Annotated in this window: 17 protein-coding genes; 4 read left to right on the top strand and 13 right to left on the bottom strand. The window is 68.8% G+C overall.

Features of this window, described 5'->3' with window-relative positions; genetic code table 11:
• Window positions 1–135: 135 nt before the first annotated feature.
• The 7 genes from AWC02_RS06855 to alkX all read right to left on the bottom strand — a co-directional run bounded on the left by AWC02_RS06855 (window position 136) and on the right by alkX (window position 12,377).
• The gene (locus AWC02_RS06855) at window positions 136–4,656 is read right to left on the bottom strand and encodes a beta strand repeat-containing protein (protein ID WP_085128021.1); all 4,521 of its coding nucleotides are present in this window, start codon (window positions 4,654–4,656) and stop codon (window positions 136–138) included.
• A gap of 602 nt (window positions 4,657–5,258) precedes the next feature.
• Entirely contained in the window at window positions 5,259–7,013 is a 1,755-nt protein-coding gene (gene lpqB / locus AWC02_RS06850; protein WP_419179213.1) for an MtrAB system accessory lipoprotein LpqB, read from the bottom strand.
• An 8-nt stretch (window positions 7,014–7,021) separates the two neighbouring features.
• Window positions 7,022–8,662: an MtrAB system histidine kinase MtrB gene (mtrB, locus tag AWC02_RS06845; protein WP_085128019.1), complete on the bottom strand. Its 1,641-nt coding sequence runs from the start codon at window positions 8,660–8,662 to the stop codon at window positions 7,022–7,024.
• A gap of 102 nt (window positions 8,663–8,764) precedes the next feature.
• A complete protein-coding gene (mtrA, locus tag AWC02_RS06840) occupies window positions 8,765–9,451 on the bottom strand; it encodes a two-component system response regulator MtrA (protein WP_085128018.1) in 687 nt (228 codons plus the stop codon).
• 52 nt (window positions 9,452–9,503) lie between these two features.
• On the bottom strand, window positions 9,504–10,145 hold the full coding sequence (locus AWC02_RS06835; RefSeq protein WP_085128088.1) for a dTMP kinase: 642 nt from the start codon (window positions 10,143–10,145) through the stop codon (window positions 9,504–9,506).
• 69 nt (window positions 10,146–10,214) lie between these two features.
• Window positions 10,215–11,675: an adenosylhomocysteinase gene (ahcY, locus tag AWC02_RS06830; RefSeq protein ID WP_109560897.1), complete on the bottom strand. Its 1,461-nt coding sequence runs from the start codon at window positions 11,673–11,675 to the stop codon at window positions 10,215–10,217.
• A 75-nt stretch (window positions 11,676–11,750) separates the two neighbouring features.
• Entirely contained in the window at window positions 11,751–12,377 is a 627-nt protein-coding gene (gene alkX / locus AWC02_RS06825; RefSeq protein ID WP_109560905.1) for a TetR family transcriptional regulator AlkX, read from the bottom strand.
• Between the two features lie 318 nt (window positions 12,378–12,695).
• Here alkX and AWC02_RS06820 point away from each other — a divergent pair, with 318 nt between their 5' ends.
• The 3 genes from AWC02_RS06820 to AWC02_RS06810 are packed head-to-tail and all read left to right on the top strand — an operon-like array spanning window position 12,696 to window position 15,563.
• A complete protein-coding gene (locus tag AWC02_RS06820) occupies window positions 12,696–14,225 on the top strand; it encodes an adenylate/guanylate cyclase domain-containing protein (protein WP_085128086.1) in 1,530 nt (509 codons plus the stop codon).
• Between the two features lie 28 nt (window positions 14,226–14,253).
• Window positions 14,254–15,171, top strand: a complete 918-nt coding sequence (locus tag AWC02_RS06815; protein ID WP_085128016.1) for an alpha/beta fold hydrolase — start codon at window positions 14,254–14,256, stop codon at window positions 15,169–15,171.
• Complete coding sequence (locus AWC02_RS06810; RefSeq protein ID WP_085128015.1) at window positions 15,168–15,563, top strand: PaaI family thioesterase; 396 nt, start codon at window positions 15,168–15,170, stop codon at window positions 15,561–15,563. The genes AWC02_RS06815 and AWC02_RS06810 overlap by 4 nt, the downstream gene beginning before the upstream one ends.
• A gap of 43 nt (window positions 15,564–15,606) precedes the next feature.
• Here AWC02_RS06810 and AWC02_RS06805 read toward each other — a convergent pair whose 3' ends face one another.
• From AWC02_RS06805 to AWC02_RS06780, 6 genes are read right to left on the bottom strand one after another with little or no spacing between them, the layout of a single operon-like run.
• Window positions 15,607–16,683, bottom strand: coding sequence for a type I-G CRISPR-associated protein Cas7 (locus AWC02_RS06805; RefSeq protein ID WP_085128014.1), 1,077 nt, complete (start codon window positions 16,681–16,683; stop codon window positions 15,607–15,609).
• A 5-nt stretch (window positions 16,684–16,688) separates the two neighbouring features.
• Window positions 16,689–17,630 carry a cation diffusion facilitator family transporter gene (locus AWC02_RS06800; protein WP_085128013.1) on the bottom strand — a complete coding sequence of 314 codons (942 nt, stop codon included), beginning with the start codon at window positions 17,628–17,630 and terminating at the stop codon, window positions 16,689–16,691.
• A 1-nt stretch (window position 17,631) separates the two neighbouring features.
• The gene (gene manA / locus AWC02_RS06795) at window positions 17,632–18,885 is read right to left on the bottom strand and encodes a mannose-6-phosphate isomerase, class I (protein WP_085128012.1); all 1,254 of its coding nucleotides are present in this window, start codon (window positions 18,883–18,885) and stop codon (window positions 17,632–17,634) included.
• Between the two features lie 8 nt (window positions 18,886–18,893).
• Complete coding sequence (locus tag AWC02_RS06790) at window positions 18,894–20,021, bottom strand: TobH protein (RefSeq protein WP_085128011.1); 1,128 nt, start codon at window positions 20,019–20,021, stop codon at window positions 18,894–18,896.
• Window positions 20,018–21,430 (bottom strand): phosphomannomutase/phosphoglucomutase, encoded by a 1,413-nt coding sequence (locus AWC02_RS06785; RefSeq protein WP_085128010.1) that lies wholly within the window; start codon window positions 21,428–21,430, stop codon window positions 20,018–20,020. The genes AWC02_RS06790 and AWC02_RS06785 overlap by 4 nt, the downstream gene beginning before the upstream one ends.
• Window positions 21,431–21,488: 58 nt before the next feature.
• Window positions 21,489–21,929 (bottom strand): DUF3499 domain-containing protein, encoded by a 441-nt coding sequence (locus tag AWC02_RS06780; protein ID WP_207568010.1) that lies wholly within the window; start codon window positions 21,927–21,929, stop codon window positions 21,489–21,491.
• 90 nt (window positions 21,930–22,019) lie between these two features.
• On the opposite strand from AWC02_RS06780, the gene AWC02_RS06775 reads away from it, so the two are divergent.
• Window positions 22,020–22,475 carry a metallopeptidase family protein gene (locus tag AWC02_RS06775; protein ID WP_085128008.1) on the top strand — a complete coding sequence of 152 codons (456 nt, stop codon included), beginning with the start codon at window positions 22,020–22,022 and terminating at the stop codon, window positions 22,473–22,475.
• The last annotated feature ends 21 nt before the right edge of the window (window positions 22,476–22,496 follow it).

Genomic DNA, 22,496 nt, shown 5'->3' with positions numbered 1-22,496 from the left:
CTGCGCACCGGGACCTGCCTGTTCACGATCCCCCGGGGCCCCGGCTTCCGAACAGGGCATGAAGACCCGCAGCTTGGCGGTGGACTCGGGACTTCTGGCCCTGCCCGCGTCGCGGGCGGGCGACGCCCGCCGCACTCAGAAGGCTCCGGCGAACTCCGGGAGCAGGCCGGCCCACAGGTCGGCCGCTGCGCCCGAGGCGAATTCGGTGGCATCGGCAGCGCCGGCAGCCGGTGCGCCCAGTAGCTCGGCGATCTGTTGCGGCAGGTCGTTGAACAGCAGGGGCATCAGCCCGCCGAACCACCCGCCGTCGAGTGTGAAGGCGTCGAAGTCGCTCAGCCCCAGGCCGTCCAACAGTCCGTCCAGGTTCAGGTTGTCGGTCAGATCGCCCAGCAGCGCACCCAGCCCCAGGTCCCAGGTGCCCAGGCCGCCGAGCAGACCGCCCAGGGTCATGTTTCCCAGCCCCACGCTGCCCAGCAGGTCCGGCAGCGTCATCTCCCCCAGCCCGACGTCGCCGAGCAACGCGGGCAGGTTCAGGCCGCCCAGCCCGAGGCCGTCGAACAGCCCACCGAGCGTCAGGTCGTCCATGCCCAGATCGGCCAGCAACCCGGGCAATGTGACATCGGCCAGATCCAGCGCATCCAACAGCCCCGGCAGGGTGAAGCCGCCGGTGCCCAGGTTGGTCAACAGCTCACCGAGCGTCAGATCGCCCACGCCCAGGCCGCCCAGCAGACCGGGCAGGGTCATATCGCCCAGGCCCAGATCGGTCAACAGAGCGGGCACGAACATCCCGCCGATGCCCAAACCGCCCAGCAGGGCCGACAGCGTGGCGTCGCCCAGACCCACATCGGTCAACAACCCCGGCAGCGTCGCGTCACCCAGACCCAGATTGGTCAACAACCCCGAAAGCGTGAAGCTGCCGGTTCCCAGACCACTGAGCAACTCGCCCAGCGTCAGATCTCCCACGCCCAAGTTGCCGAGCACCCCCGTGAGCGTGACATCGCCCAGCCCCAGGCTCTCCAGGAAGCCCGGCAGGAAAAAGCCGCCGATGCCCAAACCGCCCAGCAGGGCCGACAGCGTGGCGTCGCCCAGACCCACGTCGGTCAACAACCCCGGCAGCGTCGCGTCACCCAGACCCAGATTGGTCAACAGGCCCGACAGTGTGAAGCTGCCGGTTCCCAGACCACTGAGCAACTCGCCCAGCGTCAGATCTCCCACGCCCAAGTTGCCGAGCACCCCCGTGAGCGTGACATCGCCCAGCCCCAGGCTCTCCAGGAAACCCGGCAGGAAAAAGCCGCCGATGCCCAAACCGCCCAGCAGGGCCGACAGCGTGGCGTCGCCCAGACCCACGTCGGTCAACAACCCCGGCAGCGTCGCGTCACCCAGACCCAGATTGGTCAACAGGCCCGACAGTGTGAAGTTGCCGGTTCCCAAGTCACTGAGCAGGGCGCCCAGGGTGAGGTTCTCCAGGCCCAGCCCCTCCAACAGGCCGGGGAGCGTCAGGCCGCCCAAGTTCAGCCCGCCGAGCAGAGAACCGAGGCCGAGGTTGCTTAGCTGCAGGTCCTCCAGCAGCCCACCCAGTGTCAGGTCACTCAGGTTCAGGTTGCCCAGCAAGGTACCCAGAGTGAGTTCGCCGGTGGCCAGGTTGCCCACCACGGCGCCCAGCGTCATCTCACCCAGCCCCAGGTTGTTGACCAGACCCGGCAAGGTGAGGTTGCCCACCAGGCTTTGCAGCAGGTTGGCCAGGTTCACCTCGTCGATACCCAGGGCGCCCAGCAGACCGTCGAGGTTCAGGGCACCCAACGTCAGGCTGCCGACCACGTCGTTGAGTGACAAGGTTCCGATTCCCAGGTTGTCGAGCAGCTGCGGCAGGCTCACGCCCAGGCCCAGGCTGTTGAGCAGGCCGACCAGGTTGTCGTCGCCGAGGCCCACCGCGTTCAGCAGCCCGTTGACGCTCGTGTGTTCCAGCCCCAAGACCTGCAGCAGGCCGTTCCATCCGGTCCAGCCCAGAGTGAAATTGCCCAACCCCAGGTTCAACAGGATCAGGGGCAACGTCTGGTTGTAGAGCCCCAACCCGTGCAGGACACCGTTCAGGCTCACCCCGGCACCCTGCGCGGCGATGTTGCCCAACAGGGTGTTCAGCGTCACGTTCAGGCCGAAAAAGTTCAGCAGACCGCCGACGGTGACCCCGGTCGAATCGATGGCACCGTTCAGGTTGACTGCATCCAGGGCGTCGTTGATCAGCCCGAGGTCGATCCCCAAGAGATTGAACAGCGACCCGACGCCCAGGGTGACGTTGAAGTCGTGCAGCAAACCGCCCAGGCCCTGCTGCCCGACCCCGACCGTGTTCAACACATCCACTACGGTCAGCTGGCCCATGCCGAGGTTGTTGACCAGGCTGTGCAGGCCCATGGTGCCCAACCCCATGCTGTTGATCATGGTGCCGATGCTGATGTCGCCCAGCCCGAGGTTGTTCAGCACGTCCTTGACGACCAGGCCGTTCATATTCAGGTTGTAGAACAGCGTGTGCAGGCTCATCCCGCCCAGGCCCAGATCGCCCAGCAGGCCGCCCAGGCTTTGGTCGCCCAGGCCGAGGCTGGTCAGCATGCCCGGCAGTGTCGTGGTGCCCAGCAGGGAGCCGACCAGGCCGGACAGCGTGATGTCACCCATGTCCATGTGGCCCAAGAGTTCTGGCAGGGTGGTGCCGCCGGCCCCGATTCCGCTGACCAGCCCGCCCAAGGTCAGATCGGTCAGCCCCAGGTCGCCGATCAGGCCGGGCAGCGTGGTGGCGCCCAATCCGATGCCGGTCAGCAGTCCGTTGAGGTCCAGGTTGTCCAGACCGACGGCGCCGACCAGGCCGCCCACACTCAGGCCGGTCAGGTCGAACGTGTCCACCAAGCCGCCCAGTGTCAGGTCCGCGGTGCCCAGACCTGCCAGCAGGCTGCCCAGCGTCAGGTCGGTCATTCCCAGGTCGTCGACCAGGTCGGGCAACGTGGTCCCGCCCAACCCGACCGCGCCCAGCAGCGCCCCGACGTCCAGACCACCCAGCCCCACCCCATCCAGCAAGCCGACCAGCGTGGTGTCACCCAACCCGACGCCGGTCAGAAACCCGGGCAGGGTCATATGCCCCAGCCCGGCGCCGCCGAGCAGCGCGGGCAGGGTCATCTCACCGAGCCCCACACCGTCCAACAGCCCGGTCAGCGTGGTGTCGCCCATCCCCAGGTCCTCGATCAAGTCGGGCAACGTGGTCCCGCCCAACCCGACCGCGCCCAGCAGCGCCCCGACGTCCAGACCACCCAGCCCCACCCCATCCAGCAAGCCGACCAGGGTGGTGGTGCCCAGCCCGACGCCGTCCAGCAGCCCGGGCAGGGTCATATGCCCCAGCCCGGCGCCGCCGAGTAGGGCGGGCAGCGTGAGGTCACCCAGCCCGATGCCTTCCAATAAGCCGACCAGCGTCAGGCCGCCCAGTCCCAGGTCTTCCATCAGGCCGGCCAGCCCGGCGCCGCCCAGGCCCACATCCGCCAGCAGCTCCGACAGTGGCGTGTCGCCCACTCCGACATCGTTCAAGAGTTCGGCCAACGTGGTGTCGCCCAGGCCCACACCACCCAGCAGCCCCGTCAACGTCATGTCCCCCATGCCGACGTCGGCCAGCAGGTCGCCCAGTGTCACGCCGTTCAGGCCCACGCCACCCAGCAGCCCGCCCAGCGTCAGGCCCCCCAATCCCAGGTCGCCCAGCATGTCGGGCAGCGTCACGTCCCCCAACCCGATGGTCCCCAGCACCTGATCGAGGCCCAGACCGCCCATGCCGACACCGTCGAGCAGGCCGCCCAGTGTCATGCTGCCCAACCCGAGGTCGCCCAGCAGCCCCGGTAGCGGGGTGGTCAGCACATGGTCGAGCACTCCGCCCAGGTCGATGTCGTCGCCACCCAGGGCGTTGAGCACCGCGCCCAGGCCGCCGAGCAATCCATCCAGCTGGTTCAGCAGTTCTCCGACGGGCAGCTGGGTGTCGAGTGTCTGCGTGGGAACCAGCAACCCGTTGAACGCCGGGATGCTCACGCCCAGTACATCGAGGTTGTCCGAGCCGTTGAGGTAGGCGTTCAGCAGGTGAGCCGGGGCGGTCAGCAGCGCGGCGAGGACGTCCTGCGGATCGGTGGCCGCCTGGATGGTGCCGATGATTCCGTTCAGTTCGTTGAGGGTGGCCACCGTCGGTCCCAGACCGGCGATCAACATGGCCAGCGGCACCGAGAGGTCGACCGATATCGGCGCCGGCAGCGGCAGGATCTGGGCGCCGATCACCGGGAGCAGGGTCGCCAGAAGGCTGCTCACCTGCTGCACGTTGTTGGCGATGTTCTCCAGCACGCCACCGATCGATTGCGGATCGGCGCTGAGCTGCTCCAGATAACCTGTCCAGTTGGTGACGATCTGTTGCAGTACCGGAAACGGCTGGGCAAGCCACTGCTGGTTCATGGCTTGCACGTTGGCCAGGGTGTTGGCGTAGAGGTCCTGGTAGGGCCCGATGATGTTGGCCGTGTCCCCGGCCAGCGTCACGGCCCGCACCTGGACGTCAACGGGCAGCGGCTGGATCGGTGTGACGGCGATGACGCTGGCGCCGAAGAGCACGACGCCGGTCGTGATGTACGGACGGAGTGCCTGTCGCATGATCCGCTCCTGAGGTCGGGGCCGGCCTGGTCGGCGACTCGGATCTCGGCAGCGTATGGCACAGGCGATTCTTAGGTTGACGCCGAATTAGTCATTGTTACTTCTCCGTGATTGATTCGTTATCATTCCGTGATTTTTATATGGTGCTGATGTAAAGTCTCTTTACATCGCCAACACGGCGGGTCGCGGAATGAGTGAATTGTAAATTCGATGGATCCTCGACACCTTTTGGGGCCACCCGCCGTTTCGATGCCCCCCAGAACATGGCCGCCAAACCCTGCCGCTTCCAGCGCATAGGACCCGACTTCCCGCGCTGGAGCCAGGGCGACCCCCGCCATATCGGACAATTGCCATTAGTTCGATCGTGAATGCATTAACGCCCGCGTCCGAGCCGCAATTGTTTGGCACCTGAACTGCCGATGCGCTATTTCAGGCGTGCGATAAGAGACCCATCTCTGGGGCCTACATGGAGGCCGACGAGCCGGAATCTCCCCCACGCGCGCCTCGGTTTCGGCACCGTGACACCGTCAGAAACCGACAATTTCCACGGCTTTTGCACAGCTAATTCACACGTGGGGATGGATGGCGGCGCCGCGGGCGGCTTAACCGGGCAGGACCGGGACCGCGCCACTGACCATGAACGGCCCAATGGGCGACCAGCTCTGCTCGCCCTCGGCCGCTGCCGACGACAGGGCCAGCACGCCCCGGGGATCGGCCACATACACCGTCGAGGGGTCGGCGACGATGGTGGACACCGGGGGCTGCAGATTGCCGCTGGGCGCATCGGAGTTGACCCCGTCGATGTTGACGTAGGACACCGGATGTTTGGGATCCGACCGACTCACCACGATGTCGTCACCGGTGCGCCAGCTCAGCGATACCGCCGAGGAACCGAGCCCGAAGCCCAGCCTGCGGGGGTAGTGCAGGGTGAACTGGCCGCCCGGCATCTGCTCCACGCCGGCCAGGATCACCTGGCCGCCGATCACCATGGCCGCCCGGGTGCCGTCCCGGGACAGTTGCAGCTCGCTGATCGGACCGGGGAACCGCGCCGAAACCGCCCCCGAATCGACCGGAATCCGGGCCGGCCGGCCGGTGGCCACCTCCTGGATGGCCCGCAGCACGTTGTTGCCGTCGACCACCACCCAGACCGCCTCGTCCAGCGACCAACTCGGCCGCGACAGGGTGTGGCCCTCCGCCGCCTGCACGGCCTCGCCGCCGAGGTCGCCGATCCACAGCGTGGACTCCGGGTCGCCGGGGTGCACCACCACCGATGCGACCTGGCGCCCGTTGCGCGACAGTGCGGCCGACTCCTGATCGGGCTCCCGGCCGAAGGCCCCGGGAACGCGGTTGGCCTGCTGACCGTCGAGGACCAGCAGCGATCCGCCCACCAGAGCGTGGATCCCGGCGCCGGCGCCGTCGGAGGCGCCCGGGTCGGTGGTGGCGACGTCCGAGGTCGTCCACCCGCTGGGGAACCTGTCATCGAGTGCCGCACCGTCGGCGTCGATCACATAGGGGCCCTTGATGTCGGCCCGGTTGAGCGTCCAGATCAGTTGCGCGGCAAGCAATTTTCTGGTGTTGGGGTCGGTGGTCGACAAGCTGTCCAGGTCGATCTTCGCCCCGCCATAGCCGCGGCCCACCCCGCTTTTGCCGCCATCGGCGCGGGTCACCGGCCCGCGCAGCCGAACCGGCGCCGACAGCAGGTTGCGTACCCCGGCCATCTCCGGACGGGGGCCGGCGATCAGCTTGGACACCAACTCGGTTGCGAGCTGGTCGGGGTCGGAGACCGCGACGTAGCGCGGGTCGGGAACCACGGTCTTGCCCGTCGGGTCGACGAAGTAGAGCGTATTGCGCTTGTAGGTGGCCTGGAACTGCTGCCAGTCCAGGAAGACTCCGTTGGGCAACCGGTCGATGCGCCATCCCTCGGACGTCTTGAGCAGTTCGATCGGCTCGGGGGCCGGCAGCGCCCCCTCGGCGGTCTCGAACACCCCCATGTCCGACAGGGACCCCAGGATGTCGGCGCGCATGGTGACCGCCACCCGTCCGGCGCTGCGCGTCTCGACGAACACCACGTTGTCGATCAGCAGCGCGCTACCGGCGTCGTCCCACGAGTCGGATGCTTCCTGCGTCAGGAACTGCCGCGCCGCGCGGTGCCGGTTGGCCGGATCCGCAGTCGCCTTGAGGAATTCCCGCAGCAGGACATCGGGATCCATTCCCGGGGTGGGCTTGGGTAACACCGACGGCGGCGGCGACTCGACCGTGCCGACGGCCTGCGGCGCCGAGTTGCTGGGCACCCCGGCGCACCCCGCGAGCGCGAGGACCACCGCGGTCACCGCCAGCAGCAGCACCGCCGTACGCATGCGGCGCATCATCCGATCCTCTCCGCGTGCTCGCGGGCGCGCTGACGGCGCTCGGCGGGGCTGACCGGTTTCATCGGCAGCGGGCTGGTGGTCACCTTGTGTCCGCGTACCAGCGGCAGGGTGAGGCGGAAGCAGGCGCCCTTGCCCGGTTCGCCCCAGGCCTCCAATCGGCCCTGGTGCAGCCGGGCGTCTTCCACGCTGATCGCCAGTCCCAGCCCGGTCCCTCCGGAGCGCCGTACCCGAGATGGGTCGGCGCGCCAGAATCGGCTGAACACCAGCTTCTCCTCACCCGGCCGCAGCCCGACGCCATGGTCGCGCACCGTGACCGCCACCGTATCGATATCGGCCGCCATCCGGATCACCACGGGCTTGCGTTCGGCGTGGTCGACGGCGTTGGCGATCAGATTGCGCAGGATGCGTTCGACCCGGCGCGGGTCGACCTCGGCGATCACCGGATCGGCGGGCATGTCCACCTTGAGCTGGACGTCGGCGTCGGCGGCCAGGTGCCCCACGTTCTCCAGTGCGCTGTTGACCGTCGACCGCAGGTCCACGGACTCCACGGACAGTTCCGCCACGCCGGCGTCGTGGCGGGAGATCTCGAGCAGGTCGTTGAGCAGGGACTCGAATCGGTCCAGCTCACTGACCAGCAACTCGGTCGAACGCCGCAGCGAGGGTTCGAGATCTTCGCTGTGGTCGTGGATCAGGTCGGCGGCCATCCGGACCGTGGTCAGCGGGGTGCGCAATTCGTGACTGACGTCGGAGGTGAACCGGCGCTGCAGGTTGCCGAACTCCTCGAGCTGGGTGATCTCGCGTGACAGGCTCTCGGCCATGTCGTTGAACGACACCGCCAGCCGGGCCATGTCGTCTTCGCCGCGCACCGGCATCCGCTCGGACAGATGTCCCTCGGCGAACCGCTCGGCGATTCGGGATGCGGACCGTACCGGCAGCACCACCTGGCGCGACACCAGCAGGGCGACACCGGCCAGCAACACCAGCAGCACCAGGCCGCCGGTGGCGATCGTGCCGCGCACCATGCTGATCGTGTTGCGCTCGGTGCCCAGCGGATAGATCAGGTACAGCTCCAGGTTGGTGATCCGCGACGTCGTCGGGGTCCCGATCACCAGCGCCGGACCGGAGAAGCCCTCGACGTGGACGGTGGCGTACTGGTAACTGACCTGGCCGGCCTTGACGAATTCGCGCAGCGCGGGCGGGACCTGGTCCACCGGGCCCGCGGAGGTCGCCGCGCGCGGGCCCTCGCCGGGCACCACCAGCACCGCGTCGAATGCGCCGGCGGTTCCGCTGCCGGCGGCCGGGTCGGTCTTGGACATCAGCGTGTTGCGTGCCAGCTGCAGATTCGAGCTCAGCGAGCGGGCCTCCTCACCACCGACGATCCCGCCGGCGGTGACCCGCGCCCGTCCGATCTGTTCGGTGGCCGCGCGGACCTTGACGTCGAGCACCCGGTCGGTGATCTGGCTGGTCAGCACGAAGCCCAGGCCCAAGATCACCACGGCCGACAGCCCGAGTGTGAGCACCACCACCCGCAGCTGCAGGGAACGACGCCAGGCGGCCTGCACCGCGCGGCGCAGGGTGTTCACGCCGAGCAGCAGCGGTCCCGAGCGTCGGGGGCGTCGTCTGGAACTGAAGATCACGTGCGTTTCTCTCCCCCGCAGGCGGGAGGTACCCCCACGGCATCACCGGCGTGTCGCCCCGTCGGAGAAGCGAGGATCACCTGCGCTTCTCCCCGGCGGGGATCACGGAGGTCCGGCCTTGTAACCCACTCCTCGGACGGTCAGCACCACAGTCGGGTTCTCCGGGTCTTGCTCCACCTTCGCCCGCAGGCGCTGGACGTGCACGTTCACCAGCCGGGTATCCGCCGGATGGCGGTATCCCCAGACCTGTTCGAGAAGCACCTCACGAGTAAACACCTGCCGCGGCTTGCGTGCCAGCGCCACCAGCAGGTCGAACTCCAGGGGGGTCAGCGAGATCTGTTCGCCGCCGCGGCTGACCTTGTGCGCCGGCACGTCGATGTCGATGTCGGCGATGGACAGCAGCTCCGCCGGCTCGTCGTCGTTGCGGCGCAGCCGGGCGCGCACCCGGGCCACCAGCTCCTTGGGCTTGAAGGGCTTCATGATGTAGTCGTCCGCACCGGACTCCAGCCCGAGCACCACGTCGACGGTGTCGGTCTTGGCGGTGAGCATGACGATCGGCACACCGGAGTCCTTACGCAACACCCGGCAGACGTCGATGCCGTTCATTCCGGGCAGCATCAGGTCCAACAACACCAGGTCGGGCCGAAGCTCGTGCACCGCAGTGAGCGCCTGGGTGCCATCACCGACGACCGCGGTGTCGAAACCCTCCCCACGCAACACGATGGTGAGCATCTCAGCCAGCGACGCGTCGTCGTCGACGACAAGGATCCTTTGCCTCATGGCGTACATGGTGTCACCAGATTGAGACAAAACGTGGCTATCACACGGGCGTTTCGCAGAGTTACCCGCGCATTTCCGCAGTCACAGCGGCTGCCAGAGCGGCCGGATCGACCGTCGGGCCGACAACCTGCCAGCGTCCGCCGAATCCGGCGCGGGCCAGGCCGCGGTATACCTCCCCGGTGCGGCGCTGCAGACCGTCGTCGCGCTCGTAGCTGTCCCGGGCGCGTGCGGCGTCGCGATCCTCGCGGTGCCTGGCGCGCTGCGCGGCCAACTCCGCGGGGACGTCGAGCAGCACCTGCCAGTCCGGTGCGGGCAGCCCGAGCCGGCCGAACTCCAGCTGTCGCACCCACTCCACCGCCTCACCGGCGGCGTCCTGATGCAGGCGCGCGGCACTGTAGGCGGCGCTGGAGGCGACGTAGCGGTCGAGGATCACCACGTCGTTGTCGGCGCGCAGGGCCGCGATCCGGTCTTTGGCGCCGGCACGGTCCAGGGCGAAGAGCATCGCCATGGCATAGACCGAGTCGGCCAGGTCGCCGTGAGCGCCGCGCAGCGCCTCGGCGGCCACATCCGCGGTCACCGAATCGCCGTAGCGCGGGAAGGCCAAGGCGGCCACCGACCGGCCGGCGCCCTCGAAGGCGGCGCGCAGCCCCTGCGACAAGGTGTTCTTACCGGCGCCGTCCACGCCCTCAATCGCGATCAGCAAACCCACGGGCGCCGATCCTGGCTTCGCATTCGCGGTCCCGTGAGCCGTCACGCTCGCCGGCGCTGCCGGTCAGTACCGGTAGTGGTCCGGCTTGTACGGGCCTTCGACGTCGACACCGATGTACTCGGCCTGCTCCTTGGTGAGCCTGGTAAGAGTTCCGCCCAGAGCTTCGACGTGGATGCGGGCCACCTTCTCGTCGAGGTGCTTGGGCAGCCGGTAGACCTCGTTGTCGTACTCGTCGCCCTTGGTCCACAGCTCGATCTGGGCGATCACCTGGTTGGAGAAGCTGTTGCTCATCACGAACGACGGGTGCCCGGTGGCGTTGCCCAGGTTCAGCAGCCGGCCCTCGGACAGCACGATGATTGACTTACCGGTGTCGGGGAACGTCCACTGGTCGACCTGCGGCTTGATGTTGAGCCTGTGGGCACCGGACTTCTCCAGCGCGGCCATCTGGATCTCGTTGTCGAAGTGGCCGATGTTGCCCAGGATGGCCTGGTCCTTCATCGCCTTCATGTGCTCGAGGGTGATGATGTCCTTGTTGCCGGTGGTGGTGACCACGATGTCGGCTTCGGCGATGGCCTGCTCGACGGTCTTGACGTCGAACCCGTCCATCAGGGCCTGCAGCGCGTTGATCGGGTCGATCTCGGTGACGGTCACCCGCGCGCCCTGGCCGGCCAGCGACTCCGCGCTGCCCTTGCCGACGTCGCCGTAGCCGCAGACCAACGCCTTCTTGCCGCCGATGAGCACATCGGTGCCCCGGTTGATGCCGTCGATCAGCGAGTGCCGGCAGCCGTACTTGTTGTCGAACTTGCTCTTGGTGACCGAGTCGTTGACGTTGATCGCCGGGAACACCAGCTCACCCGCGGCAGCCAGCTGGTACAGGCGCAGCACGCCGGTGGTGGTCTCCTCGGTGACACCCTTGATCGACTCCGCGATCGTGGTCCACTTGTTCTTGTCGGTCTCGTAGCGCTCCCGCAGCTGGTTCAGGAAGACCTTCCACTCTGCGGAGTCGTCCTCCTCTGCGGGCGGGACCACGCCGGCCTTCTCGTACTGGGCGCCGCGCAGCACCATCATGGTGGCGTCGCCGCCGTCGTCGAGGATCATGTTGGTCGGCTCGCCCTCCCAGGTCAGGGCTTGCTCGGCGCACCACCAGTACTCCTCGAGCGTCTCACCCTTCCAGGCGAAGACCGGGGTGCCCTTGGGCTCATCGACGGTGCCGTGCGGCCCGACGACGACCGCGGCGGCGGCGTGATCCTGGGTGGAGAAGATGTTGCAGGAGGCCCAGCGGACCTCGGCACCGAGGTCGACCAGGGTCTCGATGAGCACCGCGGTCTGGATGGTCATGTGCAACGAGCCGGTGACGCGGGCACCCTTGAGCGGGTTGACCCCGTGGTACTCCTGACGCAGCGCCATCAGGCCCGGCATCTCGTGCTCGGCCAGACGGATCTCCTTGCGGCCAAACTCGGCCAGCGACAGGTCGGCGACCTTGTAGTCGATTCCGTTGCGGCTGTCCGCGGTCAAACTCATCAGTACGCCCCCGTTAAGGATTCGGTGAAATGGCTCCGCTATAAGCTACCGGCGCAGGTCGCAGACCGCTCGGGCGGGTCATTCGGTGTCGATAACACCGTAAGTCTCGACCGCGGGGGTGAACAATCGGGCCAGGTCAGCAGCCACATCGTGGTCGGCTTCCGGGGGCATCGAGACATAGCTGATGGCCAGCCGCACCACGGCCCGGGACAGAATCCCGGCGTCTTCCTCGCTGGCCTTGACCCAGCTGTGCATGAACGATGTCGTGAGACGCTGCGAGCAGCGGGTGATGATCGGGCCGCTGTCGGTCGTGATGATCTGCAGCAGATCGGGCTTGGCGACGCCGGTCAGCAGCGAGATCACCAACGGGTCGACGGCCGACTCGGTGAAGAAGGTCCGGAACGCCTCCAGCAGCGCCGCGTGCACATCGCCGACATTGCGGTAGATGGCGTCTTCGACGGCGTCGACGAGCCGATCGGCCAGCCTGATCGCGTAGCCCTGCGCCAAGCCCTGGCGGGAACCGAATTCGTTGTAGATGGTCTGCCGGCTGACCCCGGCCGCCTGCGCCACCGCGGCCAGCGTGATCGACGACCAGTCCCGGCTGGTCAGCAGGTCCCGCATCGCGTCGAGCACCGAGTCGCGCAGCAGCGCCCGGGATGCCTCGGCGTAGGGGATTCGTTTCACGACCGCGAGATTAGCTGGCATCACCCCGACGCTGCCGCTCATCGCGCCATCCTGCTCGCCACCGCGCTGCGCGGCGCCGCCGAACCACGCGCGTTCACAACCGTTTCGTGCGGACATCTTCGACTCCCAACGCTCTTGTCCCGCCACACCTCCGCGGACTGGGCGCCCCCGCACACCCACTCCTGTGAGCTGAATCACTGTCGATGCTGGACATTACAGGCATATAAGTCTTCTGTCTAGACATTTATCTTTGTTTTGTATACCCGAGGTGGCGCGACTGGTTCCGCGGCGTCCGTATACCTTGAGAGCACAACGCACTCAGGGATGGGCTCCACCGCGATGACGACTGCAGGTTCGGGCGCAGGCGCGCGGCCACGTACCCCCGTGCGGGTCCGCGACTACGCGGCCGGGCTGGCCTTCGCCCACCTGCTCACCAGCGCCGAGGCGATCGCGGTGGTGGTGTCGCTCAACGGAGAGACCCCACTGACCGACTCCACCCTGCTGTCCTGGCCGAATGCGGTGACGGTGGTGGCGCTGGTCTCGCTGGGCACCCTGTCGGTGATCGCTCTGGGAAGCGCCAGCATCGCGCCGTCGCTGCGTTGGTACAGCGCCGGGGTCCAGCCGGATCGCGAACAACGGCGCTTCGCCGGCAACCTCCTGCGCCGGCAGTCAGCGATCGTCCTGGGCACCTGGCTGATCGGCGGAATCGTCGGGTTGGCGGCAAGCCGCTCGCAGAATGCGGGGCTGCTCGCTCTGCTCGCCACCATCATCGTGTTCGGCGGCGCCGCGTCGGTGAGCACCAGCCTGCTGTTCACCCAACGAACGCTGCGGCCGATCGTGGCCGCCGCCTGGCACGGCTCCCACGTGCGTGCGACCGCCCCCGGAGTGCTGGCCCGACTGGTGACCATGTGGTTCGTCACCTGCGCGCTGCCATCGGCGGCGATCATCGCGCTGATCGTCTGCCGGCGGATGGGCTGGATCATCGACCCGGAATCCTCGGTGGAGATTCCCGTGCTGGTGCTGTGCGTCGTGGCGGTGCTGCTCGGTGTGCGCGCCATGATTCTGGTGTCGCGCTCGATCTCCGATCCGGTCGGAGAGGTCGTGAATGCGATGGCCCGCGTCGAACGCGGCGAGATGACCACCTCGGTCGGTGTCTACGAGCAGTCCGAGATCGGCCGGCTGCAGACCGGTTTCAATCGCATGGTCGCCGGGCTCGCCGAACGCGACCGGCTCCAGGACCTGTTCGGCCGGCACGTCGGCTCCGATGTCGCCCGGCTCGCGGTGGAACAAGAGCTCGCGCTGTCCGGTTGCGTGCAGGAGGCGGCGATCCTGTTCATCGATCTGGTGGGCTCGACCGAACTGGCCGCCACCCATCCCCCGGACCAGGTCGCCGAGGTGCTCAACGACTTCTTCCGCATCGTGGTAGACGAGGTCGACGCCCAGCGCGGTTCGATCAACAAGTTTCAGGGCGACGCGGCCCTGGCGGTGTTCGGCGCACCCGTCCCCTCCGACGGCGCGGCCGGGGCCGCCCTCGCCACCGCCCGTACCCTGATCGCCCGGCTTCGCCGGCTGCCACTGGTGGACTTCGGGATCGGCGTCTCGGCGGGGCCGGTGTTCGCCGGAAACATCGGCAGCGAGAACCGCTACGAGTACACCGTGGTCGGCGATGCCGTCAACGAGGCCGCCCGGCTGGCCGACCGCGCCAAGGCCGTCTCGGCCCGGGTGTTGTGCTCGGCGACCGCGCTGGAGCGCGCCGATGACACCGAACGAGCGCGCTGGACCCCCCACGGCTCGGCGACCTTGCGCGGCCGTGCGCAGCCCACCGAAATGTCGACACCGGCCCCCGAGCCCGCGACCGATGGTGAATAGGCAGGCACGCGCGTGTCAGACTCCGAGGATGGCTTATGAGATCGCCCGTCCTCAGATGGAGGGCAAAATCGCCGTCGGCGAGGACCGACAGCTCGGGTTCGCCGAATTCGGCGCACCGCAGGGCCGGGCAATGTTCTGGCTCCACGGCACGCCCGGCGCCCGGCGGCAGATTCCCGTCGAGGCACGGCTGTATGCCACCGAAGCCAACATCCGCCTGATCGGAGTGGACCGGCCCGGCATCGGCTCCTCCACCCCCTTCCAGTACGAGACGGTGTCGGAGTTCGCCGACGATCTGCGGACCGTGGCCGACACCCTCGGGATCGACAAGATGGCGGTCATCGGCCTGTCCGGCGGCGGCCCCTACACGCTGGCGTGCGCGGCGGCCATGCCCAACCGGGTGGTGGCCGCCGGCATTCTGGGCGGCGTCGCCCCGGCGGTGGGGCCGGAGGCCATCGACAGTGGCCTGATGCGGCTGGCCCGGTTCGCCGAACCGGTACTCGACCGCGCCGGACGGCCGATCAGCATGCTGGCCGCCAGCCTGATCCGCATGGTCCGCCCGGTCGCCTCTCCCGCGCTGGAGCTCTACGCCCGGCTGTCGCCCGACGGCGACCGCGAGATGCTGTCCCGCCCGGAGTTCAAGGCGATGTTCCTCGACGACCTGCTCAACGGTTCCCGCAAGCAACTCGCCGCCCCGATCGCCGACGCCGTCCTGTTCGCCCGCCCCTGGGGCTTCCGCCTCAGCGACGTGCACGTGCCGGTGCACTGGTGGCACGGCGACGCCGACCACATCGTCCCGTTCTCGCACGGCAAACACGCAGTGGCGCTGCTTCCCGACGCGCGGCTCTACCCGATCCCCGGGGAGAGTCATCTGGCCGGACTGGGCCGCGCCGAAGAGATCCTGTGCACCCTGCTGCAAGCCTGGGACACCGCGGTCGAACCGACGTGACCGCACCGCAATCGATCCGGGAGTTGTTCGATCAGCTCGGTCTGCACGAGGTGCCGTCGGCCGACGGCACCCTGACTCTGCAGATGCCGGTCGACGAGCGCGTGGTCAACACCTCAGGCGGGCTGCAGGGCGGATTGATCGCGACCATGGCCGATGTGGCGGCCGGGCAGCTGGCCGCGCGCAGCACGCAGTTCGGCAACGGAATTGCCACGACGGATCTGTTCATCCGGTACCTGCGGCCGATCACGATCGGTCCCGCCCGCGCGGTGGCGGCCATCCTGCGCACGGGGCGGCGTTCCGTGGTGGTCCAGGTCGATATCTACCGGGGCAACGACGACCAGCTTGCCGCCACGGCGACGGTGAATTTCGTGGCCATCGAGCTGCCCGGCTGAGCACCGGGCAGTAGCGACCGCGCCCCGGCCCGGCTCGCGCGCCCTATCGGGCTGCGCCGGCGCGCCGAGCTTCGATGAAGTGCGGTAACCGGAACCTGCGCGGCGCGTGCACCGCGGCGTCGTCCTGCGGCGCTCCGCCGCTCTGGGCGGCGGCGTAGGCGGCCGCGTCCCCGGTGACGCTCAGCACCTGGCCGTGCCAGGTGATGTCGGCTTCCCGATACGCCTCGCGCAGAGCCCGCTCGAGCAGCACGTCGGCCTCGGCGATCGACAGCGCATCCAACTCGACGAACTCTCCGTCGCGCGCGTCGAGTCGCAGCGTGGTGGGGCCGGCCTCCACCAGATCGCAGTTGGCCCGGATGCTCAGTTCGGCGTTGGCGCGTGTCAGCCCGGCCAGCACATAGGCGGCCAACAGCACACGGCACGCCTCGTCCCCGGCCGGACCGCAGTCGAATCGCAGTTGCCGCAGTGCGGCGAAGCTGAGCACCTGGGTGCGGATGATCCGGCTGCAGCACACGCCGGTGTCGGCCAGGGCACGGGAATCCGCCGGCGCCCCGTCGACGAGCACTCCGATGATCTCGCCGGACAGCACCCCGCGGAACCGGCTCTGCCCGGTGCCCAGAGCGGAGTCGATCGCGCCGAAGGCCAGGCTCCCGGGACTCAACCGCAGCAGGGTACGGGCATTGTCGAGGGTGCTCTCGCGGGCCGCCCGGTAGGCGGGGTGGGTGATCGCAGGCTTGCCGTCGATCGATCCGGCGAGAAAATGCCCGTCGAAAATGCGTTGCGGCAGTTCGAGATCGGTGTATACCAGCCGACCGCCCTCGTAGCTGACCTGGGTGCGCGGCACCCGGCTCAATGTCGGATGCTGGTCGCGAATGCCCTGCAGGATCGCGGCCTCGACGCGCTGCACCTGGCTGTGGTTGTCGTCGATGAGCACCGTCGCCGTCGGCGACCCGTCGATCAACCGGGTCTGAACGGCCGACGCCGAGCGCCCCGACCCGCGAGCCGGGCGGATCGCGGTGTGACTGCCCCCGGCCGGTGCCAGCTCGGTGGACACGCTCAGGGTGCTCCCCCCGCCGGCCTGGCAGGCGGCGGTGAGCTGCTGGTAGGACAGTGTGGACACAGCGATCAACCTTTCTGCTGCACCGAGTCTGGCACAGGGGTTCGGTCCAGATCGGGCTCGAGATAGATGACCAGCGCCGCCGGGACGGCCGCGCGGATGTTGGCTTCGGCGGCGTCGATGGTGGCCGCCACCCCCGCCAGGTCGAGTTGGGGAACCACCGCGATCTTGGCGCCCACCAGCATCTCCTCCGGCCCCAGATACTGGGTGCGGATGTGGATCAGACGGGTGACGTTCTCGGTGTTCTCCAGCGCCGCCCGAATGGCTCGGTCCTCGGCGATGGTGGCGCCCTCGCCGATCAGCAGACTGTGCATCTCGACCATCAGGAACACGGCGACCACGCCGAGCAGCACACCGATCCCGAGGGTGCCCACGCTGTCCCACACCGGGTTTCCGGTCAGCACCGACAGTCCCACGCCGGCCAGCGCGAGCACCAGCCCGATCAGCGCGGCGGTGTCTTCCAACAGCACCACCGGAAGCTCGGGATTGCGCGAGGTGCGAAGGAAACGCCACCAACTTCCCTGGCCCTTCAGCGGGCGCGACTCGACCACAGCGGTGCGAAAGCTGTAGGTCTCCATGCCGATCGCGACCACCAGGATCACGATGGCCACCATCGGCGAACTCAACTCGACCGGGTGGCGCAGCTTCTCGTAGCCCTCGAACAGCGCGAACATCGAGCCCAGGCTGAACAGCACCAGCGCAACCACGAACGACCAGAAGTACCGGCTGCGGCCATGCCCGAACGGGTGCAGCGCATCCGGCGCCCTGGTGGCGACACGCTGACCCAACAGCAGCAGCGCCTGATTGGAGGTGTCGGCCACCGAGTGCACCGCCTCGGCGAGCATGGCGGCGCTACCGGTGATCAGGTACCCGGTGAATTTCGCCACCGCGATACCGGCGTTGGCGGCAAGGGCCGCGACGATGGCCTTGGTACTGCCCGACGACGACACGCTAGAGGCCTATCGTCGCCCGGAACAGGGCCGCCGGCTGCTGGGCCAGCAGCCGGATCGGCCCGTCATCGCAAGGCACCCAGGCAGACTCGCCCCGGCGCAGCGTCAACGTCTTCGATTTGGCGTGCACCGTGATGGAGCCTTCGGTGCACAGCAGGATCTGGGGGCCCTCATGGCGCGCCGGCGCATCCACCTCGTGGCCCAGGTGCGGGCCGTCGAGCGCCAGGCGAGACACCGCGAATTCCTCGGCGGGGGTCTGGTAGACGACCTCGAGTCCATCGGTGTAGGTGGCCGGCCGCAGCGCCTCCTCGGTGGTCGGGGTGAAGTCCAGTACCCGCAGCAATTCGGGAACGTCGACGTGCTTGGGGGTCAGCCCGCCGCGCAACACGTTGTCGGAGTTGGCCATCACCTCCAGGCCCACCCCGTGAAGGTAGGTGTGCAGATTGCCGGCCGAGACGAAGATTGCTTCTCCCGGCGCCAGGCTGACCCGGTTGAGCAGCAGCGAGGCCAGCACCCCGGCATCCCCGGGATACCGTTCGCCGAGCTCGAGCACCGTCTTGGCCTCGGCGGAGAATTCGCCGGCGTCGGAACTGAGGTACTGGATCGCCCCTTCGAGCACCGCCGGCACCAGGACGTCCAGGTCTGGCTGGGGCGCGGTGATCCACGTGGTGAACAGTGCCCGCAGCCCGTCGGCATCGGACTGCGCATCGGCGAGGGCGCTGCCGGGCGGGCCGCCGAGCAGGTCGATGAACGGGTCCAGGTCCGACACCGCCAGCGCCCGCAGCAACTCGATGGTGCGCGCCACCGGCCGGAACCCCGCGAGCGCCTCGAACGGCTGCAGCGCCACCAGCAGCTCCGGCTTGTGGCTGGTATCGCGGTAGTTGCGAATGGGCGAGGAGACCGGCACCCCCAGCCGTTCCTCGCGTTCGTAACCCTCGATCGCCTGCATGGCACTGGGGTGCGCCTGCAGGGACAGGGGCTCGTCGGCGGCCAGCACCTTGACCAGGAACGGCAGCCGGTCACCGAAGCGGGCTTGGGCCACCGGGCCCAGCTGCCCCTCCGGGTCGCGGGTCAAGACGCTGAGCAGCGACACCTCGCCGGTGTCGGTCTCCAGGCAGGCCGGATCCCCCGGGTGCGCTCCCAGCCACAGCTCGGCCTCGGGATGCGCCGCCGGAACCGGCCGACCGGTGAACTCGGCGATAGCGGTCCTCGAGCCCCAGGCGTAGGTCCGTATCGCACCGCGTAGCTGTTCCACTGTTCCCGTCAACCCCGCAAAAGTCGCACGTAGGCGGCCGCCATCTCCAACCGCACGGCCAACACCGCAAGCTCTTGTTCGGCCCGCCCGCCGTGAGGCAGGGCCCCCGGCCCGACCGCCGCCTCCTCCACGGCGCCCGGCGCCGGCGGTACGTCCTCGGCCGCCACCAGATCGACATCATGCATGCCGTTGATCCGGGCAGCCACCACCGTACGCTCGGCGGCCAGTGTCAGGGCCAGCACCCGCAGCCGGTCGCCGGCCGGACCGTCGATCTGCTCGTCGTGAAAGATGTCGGCGACGCCGTGGCCGGCGGCGGATCGGGCCCGCACTGCGTTCATGGCATCGGCCAGCCCGGCCGCGGCCACCGTGCTCCGGCCGATGCCCAGCATCGCGGCACTGCCGTGGCGGGCCAGCGCCAGGGTTGCCGCGCAGTCACCGGCCAGCGCGACATCCCGGCCGACGATGCGGTCCGCCAGAATCTTGGCCGGGTTGGTGAACAGCTCGCGCGCGGCACTGTTGCGCAGCGCCTCGGCGTCGAGTTCGTCGGCCAGGGCGGCCAGGTCGATCCCGGTACCGGCGCCCTGGCCCTCCAGGGCGTCGAGGATCGCCAGCCCGGCGGCCAGGTAGCGCGGGAGGCCGAACTCCGCCGGCACCGCGATCCGTGGCTCCAGCACCGCGACGCGCCCCGCGGTGGCGTCGCGCAACGGTCCCTCGTAGGGCGCGACCACCACCACCTGCACCCCGCGTCGCACCCCGGCCGCGGCAGCGGCGACCAGCGCCGGGTCGCCCGGGTCGTCGCCGGCGACCACCAGCACATCCAGCGACCCGATCCAGACCGGGGTCTCGGCGGCCAGAACCAGCGGTGCGCGGGCCGAGTCGCCGCGCACTGCGGCCAGCAGACTGCCGGCGGTTGCGGCGGTGCCGCGGGTGGACAGCCAGATAATCGTGCGGGGCGGATAACTGCGACTCTGCTCGCGCAGCCCGTCCAGAACGCCCTCGTCGGCCGCGGCGGCGGTGGCCCGCACCTGGGCCCCGGCCATCGACGCGGCCCAGAGCGCACCGTCGCGGTCAGCGGCCAACAGGGCCTCGGTGTCATCGAGGTCGACGGTGGAGAAAGAGCCGGGAAAAGCAGTCACGGACCCGACTTCTCCGCGGCTGCAACAGCCTCGATCTGCGCCGCGACCTGGGCCGCCACTGCGTCCACGGCGGCGGCATCCGGCGCCTCGACGTTGAGCCGCAACAACGGCTCGGTGTTGGAGCTGCGCACGTTGAACCAGCGGCCCGCACCCAGATCGACGGTCACCCCGTCGAGGTGGTCGACAGCCACCTGGTCACCGAACGAGGAGACCACGGCGTCCACCAGAACGGACGCCTCGACTCCGTCCGTCAGGGTGAAGTTGATCTCTCCCGAGGCCGCATAACGCTGGTAGTCGGCCGTCAGCTCCGACAGCGGTCGTTGCTGTTCGCCGAGTGCGGCCAGCACGTGCAGCGCGGCCAGCATGCCCGAGTCCGCTCCCCAGAAGTCCCGGAAGTAATAGTGCGCCGAGTGCTCCCCGCCGAAGATGGCGCCGGTCTCGGCCATCAGCGCCTTGATGAAGGAGTGCCCGACCCGCGAGCGCAGCGGCGTGCCGCCGCGCTCGGCCACCAGTTCCGGCACGGCACGCGAGGTGATCAGGTTGTGGATCACCGTGGCGCCGGGCTCGCGGGCCAGCTCGCGGGCGGCCACCAGACCGGTCACCGCTGACGGCGACACCGGCTCGCCGCGCTCGTCGACCACGAAACACCGGTCGGCGTCGCCGTCGAACGCCAGGCCGATATCAGCGCCGCTCTCACGCACGAACGCCTGCAGATCGGTGAGGTTGGCCGGGTCCAGCGGATTGGCCTCGTGGTTGGGAAAGTTGCCGTCGAGTTCGAAATACAGCGGCAGCAGCGTGATCGCCTCAACCGATCCGAATACCGCCGGCGCGGTGTGGCCGGCCATGCCGTTGCCGGCGTCGACGGCCACTTTGAGCGGACGCAGACCGGAGATGTCGACCAGGGAGTGCAGGAATGCCGCGTAGTCGGCCAGCACGTCGCGTTCGGTGACGGTGCCGCGCGGCACGGTGCCGTCGCCGGCTGTGTCGACACCGGCGATCAGCTCGTCGCGGATCCGGCCCAGACCGGTGTCGGCGCCCACCGGCTTGGCGCCCGCCCGGCACAGCTTGATGCCGTTGTAGGCAGCGGGGTTATGACTGGCGGTGAACATCGCCCCCGGACAGTCCAGCGCCCCCGAGGCGAAGTAGAGCTGGTCGGTGGAGGCCAGGCCGATGCGGACCACGTCCAGGCCGCGGGCCAGCACGCCCTCGGCGAAGGCCGCCGACAACACCGGCGAACTGTCCCGCATGTCGTGGCCTATCACCACCTGCCGGGCGCCTTCCTCGGCCATCAGCCGGGCAAAAGAGGACCCGACCTCGGTGACGAGGGTTTCATCGATCTCCGAACCGACCAGGCCACGTACGTCGTACGCCTTGATCACACGGTGGACAGCCGCAGCGGGCCGAGACATGGACAGGGCTCCTGACGAAGTGGACTCTTGACACTCAAGCCTAGCCCGGAACCTTCGATCAGTCCGACGGGTCTGGCAACACGCGCAGGTGGCCGCGGCGACGGCCGTTGGTCTTGCTGGTCGGACCCGGCGGTGCCAGCACGCCGCCCCCGGGCTCCGGGTTGGACGCTCCCCGTGTCGGGGAGTCGCCCGGGTTGCTCTGCGGGTACCAGCCGCTCGCGGGGGCAGAGCGCCCGGACTCGCGCTCGCGCACCGCCTCGGCAAGCGCGATCAGGTCGTCCTCTTCGGGCGAGACCCAGGGGCCGGGGTGGCGGACCAGTTCCCAGCCCCGCGGCGCCGTGATCCGGCCTGCGTGACTGAAGCACAGGTCCCAGGAATGCGGCTCGGCGGCAGTCGCCAGTGGGCCGACCACGGCGGTGGAGTCCGAGTAGACGAACGTCAGCGTCGCCACCGCATAGTGCGGACACCCTGGCCGGCAGCAACGGCGGGGAACGTTCACGCCCGTGAGGCTATCGTGGCCGCCCGCCGCCGCGGCGCCGGACACGCGCAAGGGCCCGGCAGCCTATGCACAACCGTTACCATCGTCTGCGTGATCGCCACGCGCCGCCGACGCCGCGGCCGCGAGCCCCGCGGGCCGCTGCTGCCGCCGACCGTGCCGGGCTGGCGCACCCGGGCGGAACGGTTCGACATGGCGGTGCTGGAGGCCTACGAGCCGATCGAGCAGCGCTGGAAGCAACGGTTGAGCGCACTGGATGTCGCTGTCGACGAGATCCCGCGGATAGCGCCCAGAGATCCCGACAGCGTGCAGTGGCCGCCCGAAGTCGTCGCCGACGGACCGGTGCCCCTGGCCCGATTGATCCCCGCCGGGGTGGATGTTCGCGGAAACCCGACCCGCGCGCGAGTCCTGTTGTTCCGCAGGCCAATCGAGCAACGGGCAAACGACAGCACCGAACTCGGAGATTTACTGCACGAGATTCTGGTGGCCCTTGTCGCCACCTACTTGGATGTCGAACCCTCGGTCATCGACCCGACGATCGACGACTGACCCGCGCTTGCGCCGCTGGGG

Source organism: Mycolicibacter engbaekii, assembly GCF_002101585.1.
Classification (GTDB): Bacteria; Actinomycetota; Actinomycetes; order Mycobacteriales; family Mycobacteriaceae; genus Mycobacterium; species Mycobacterium engbaekii.
This window is presented reverse-complemented; position numbering and strand designations above follow the sequence as displayed.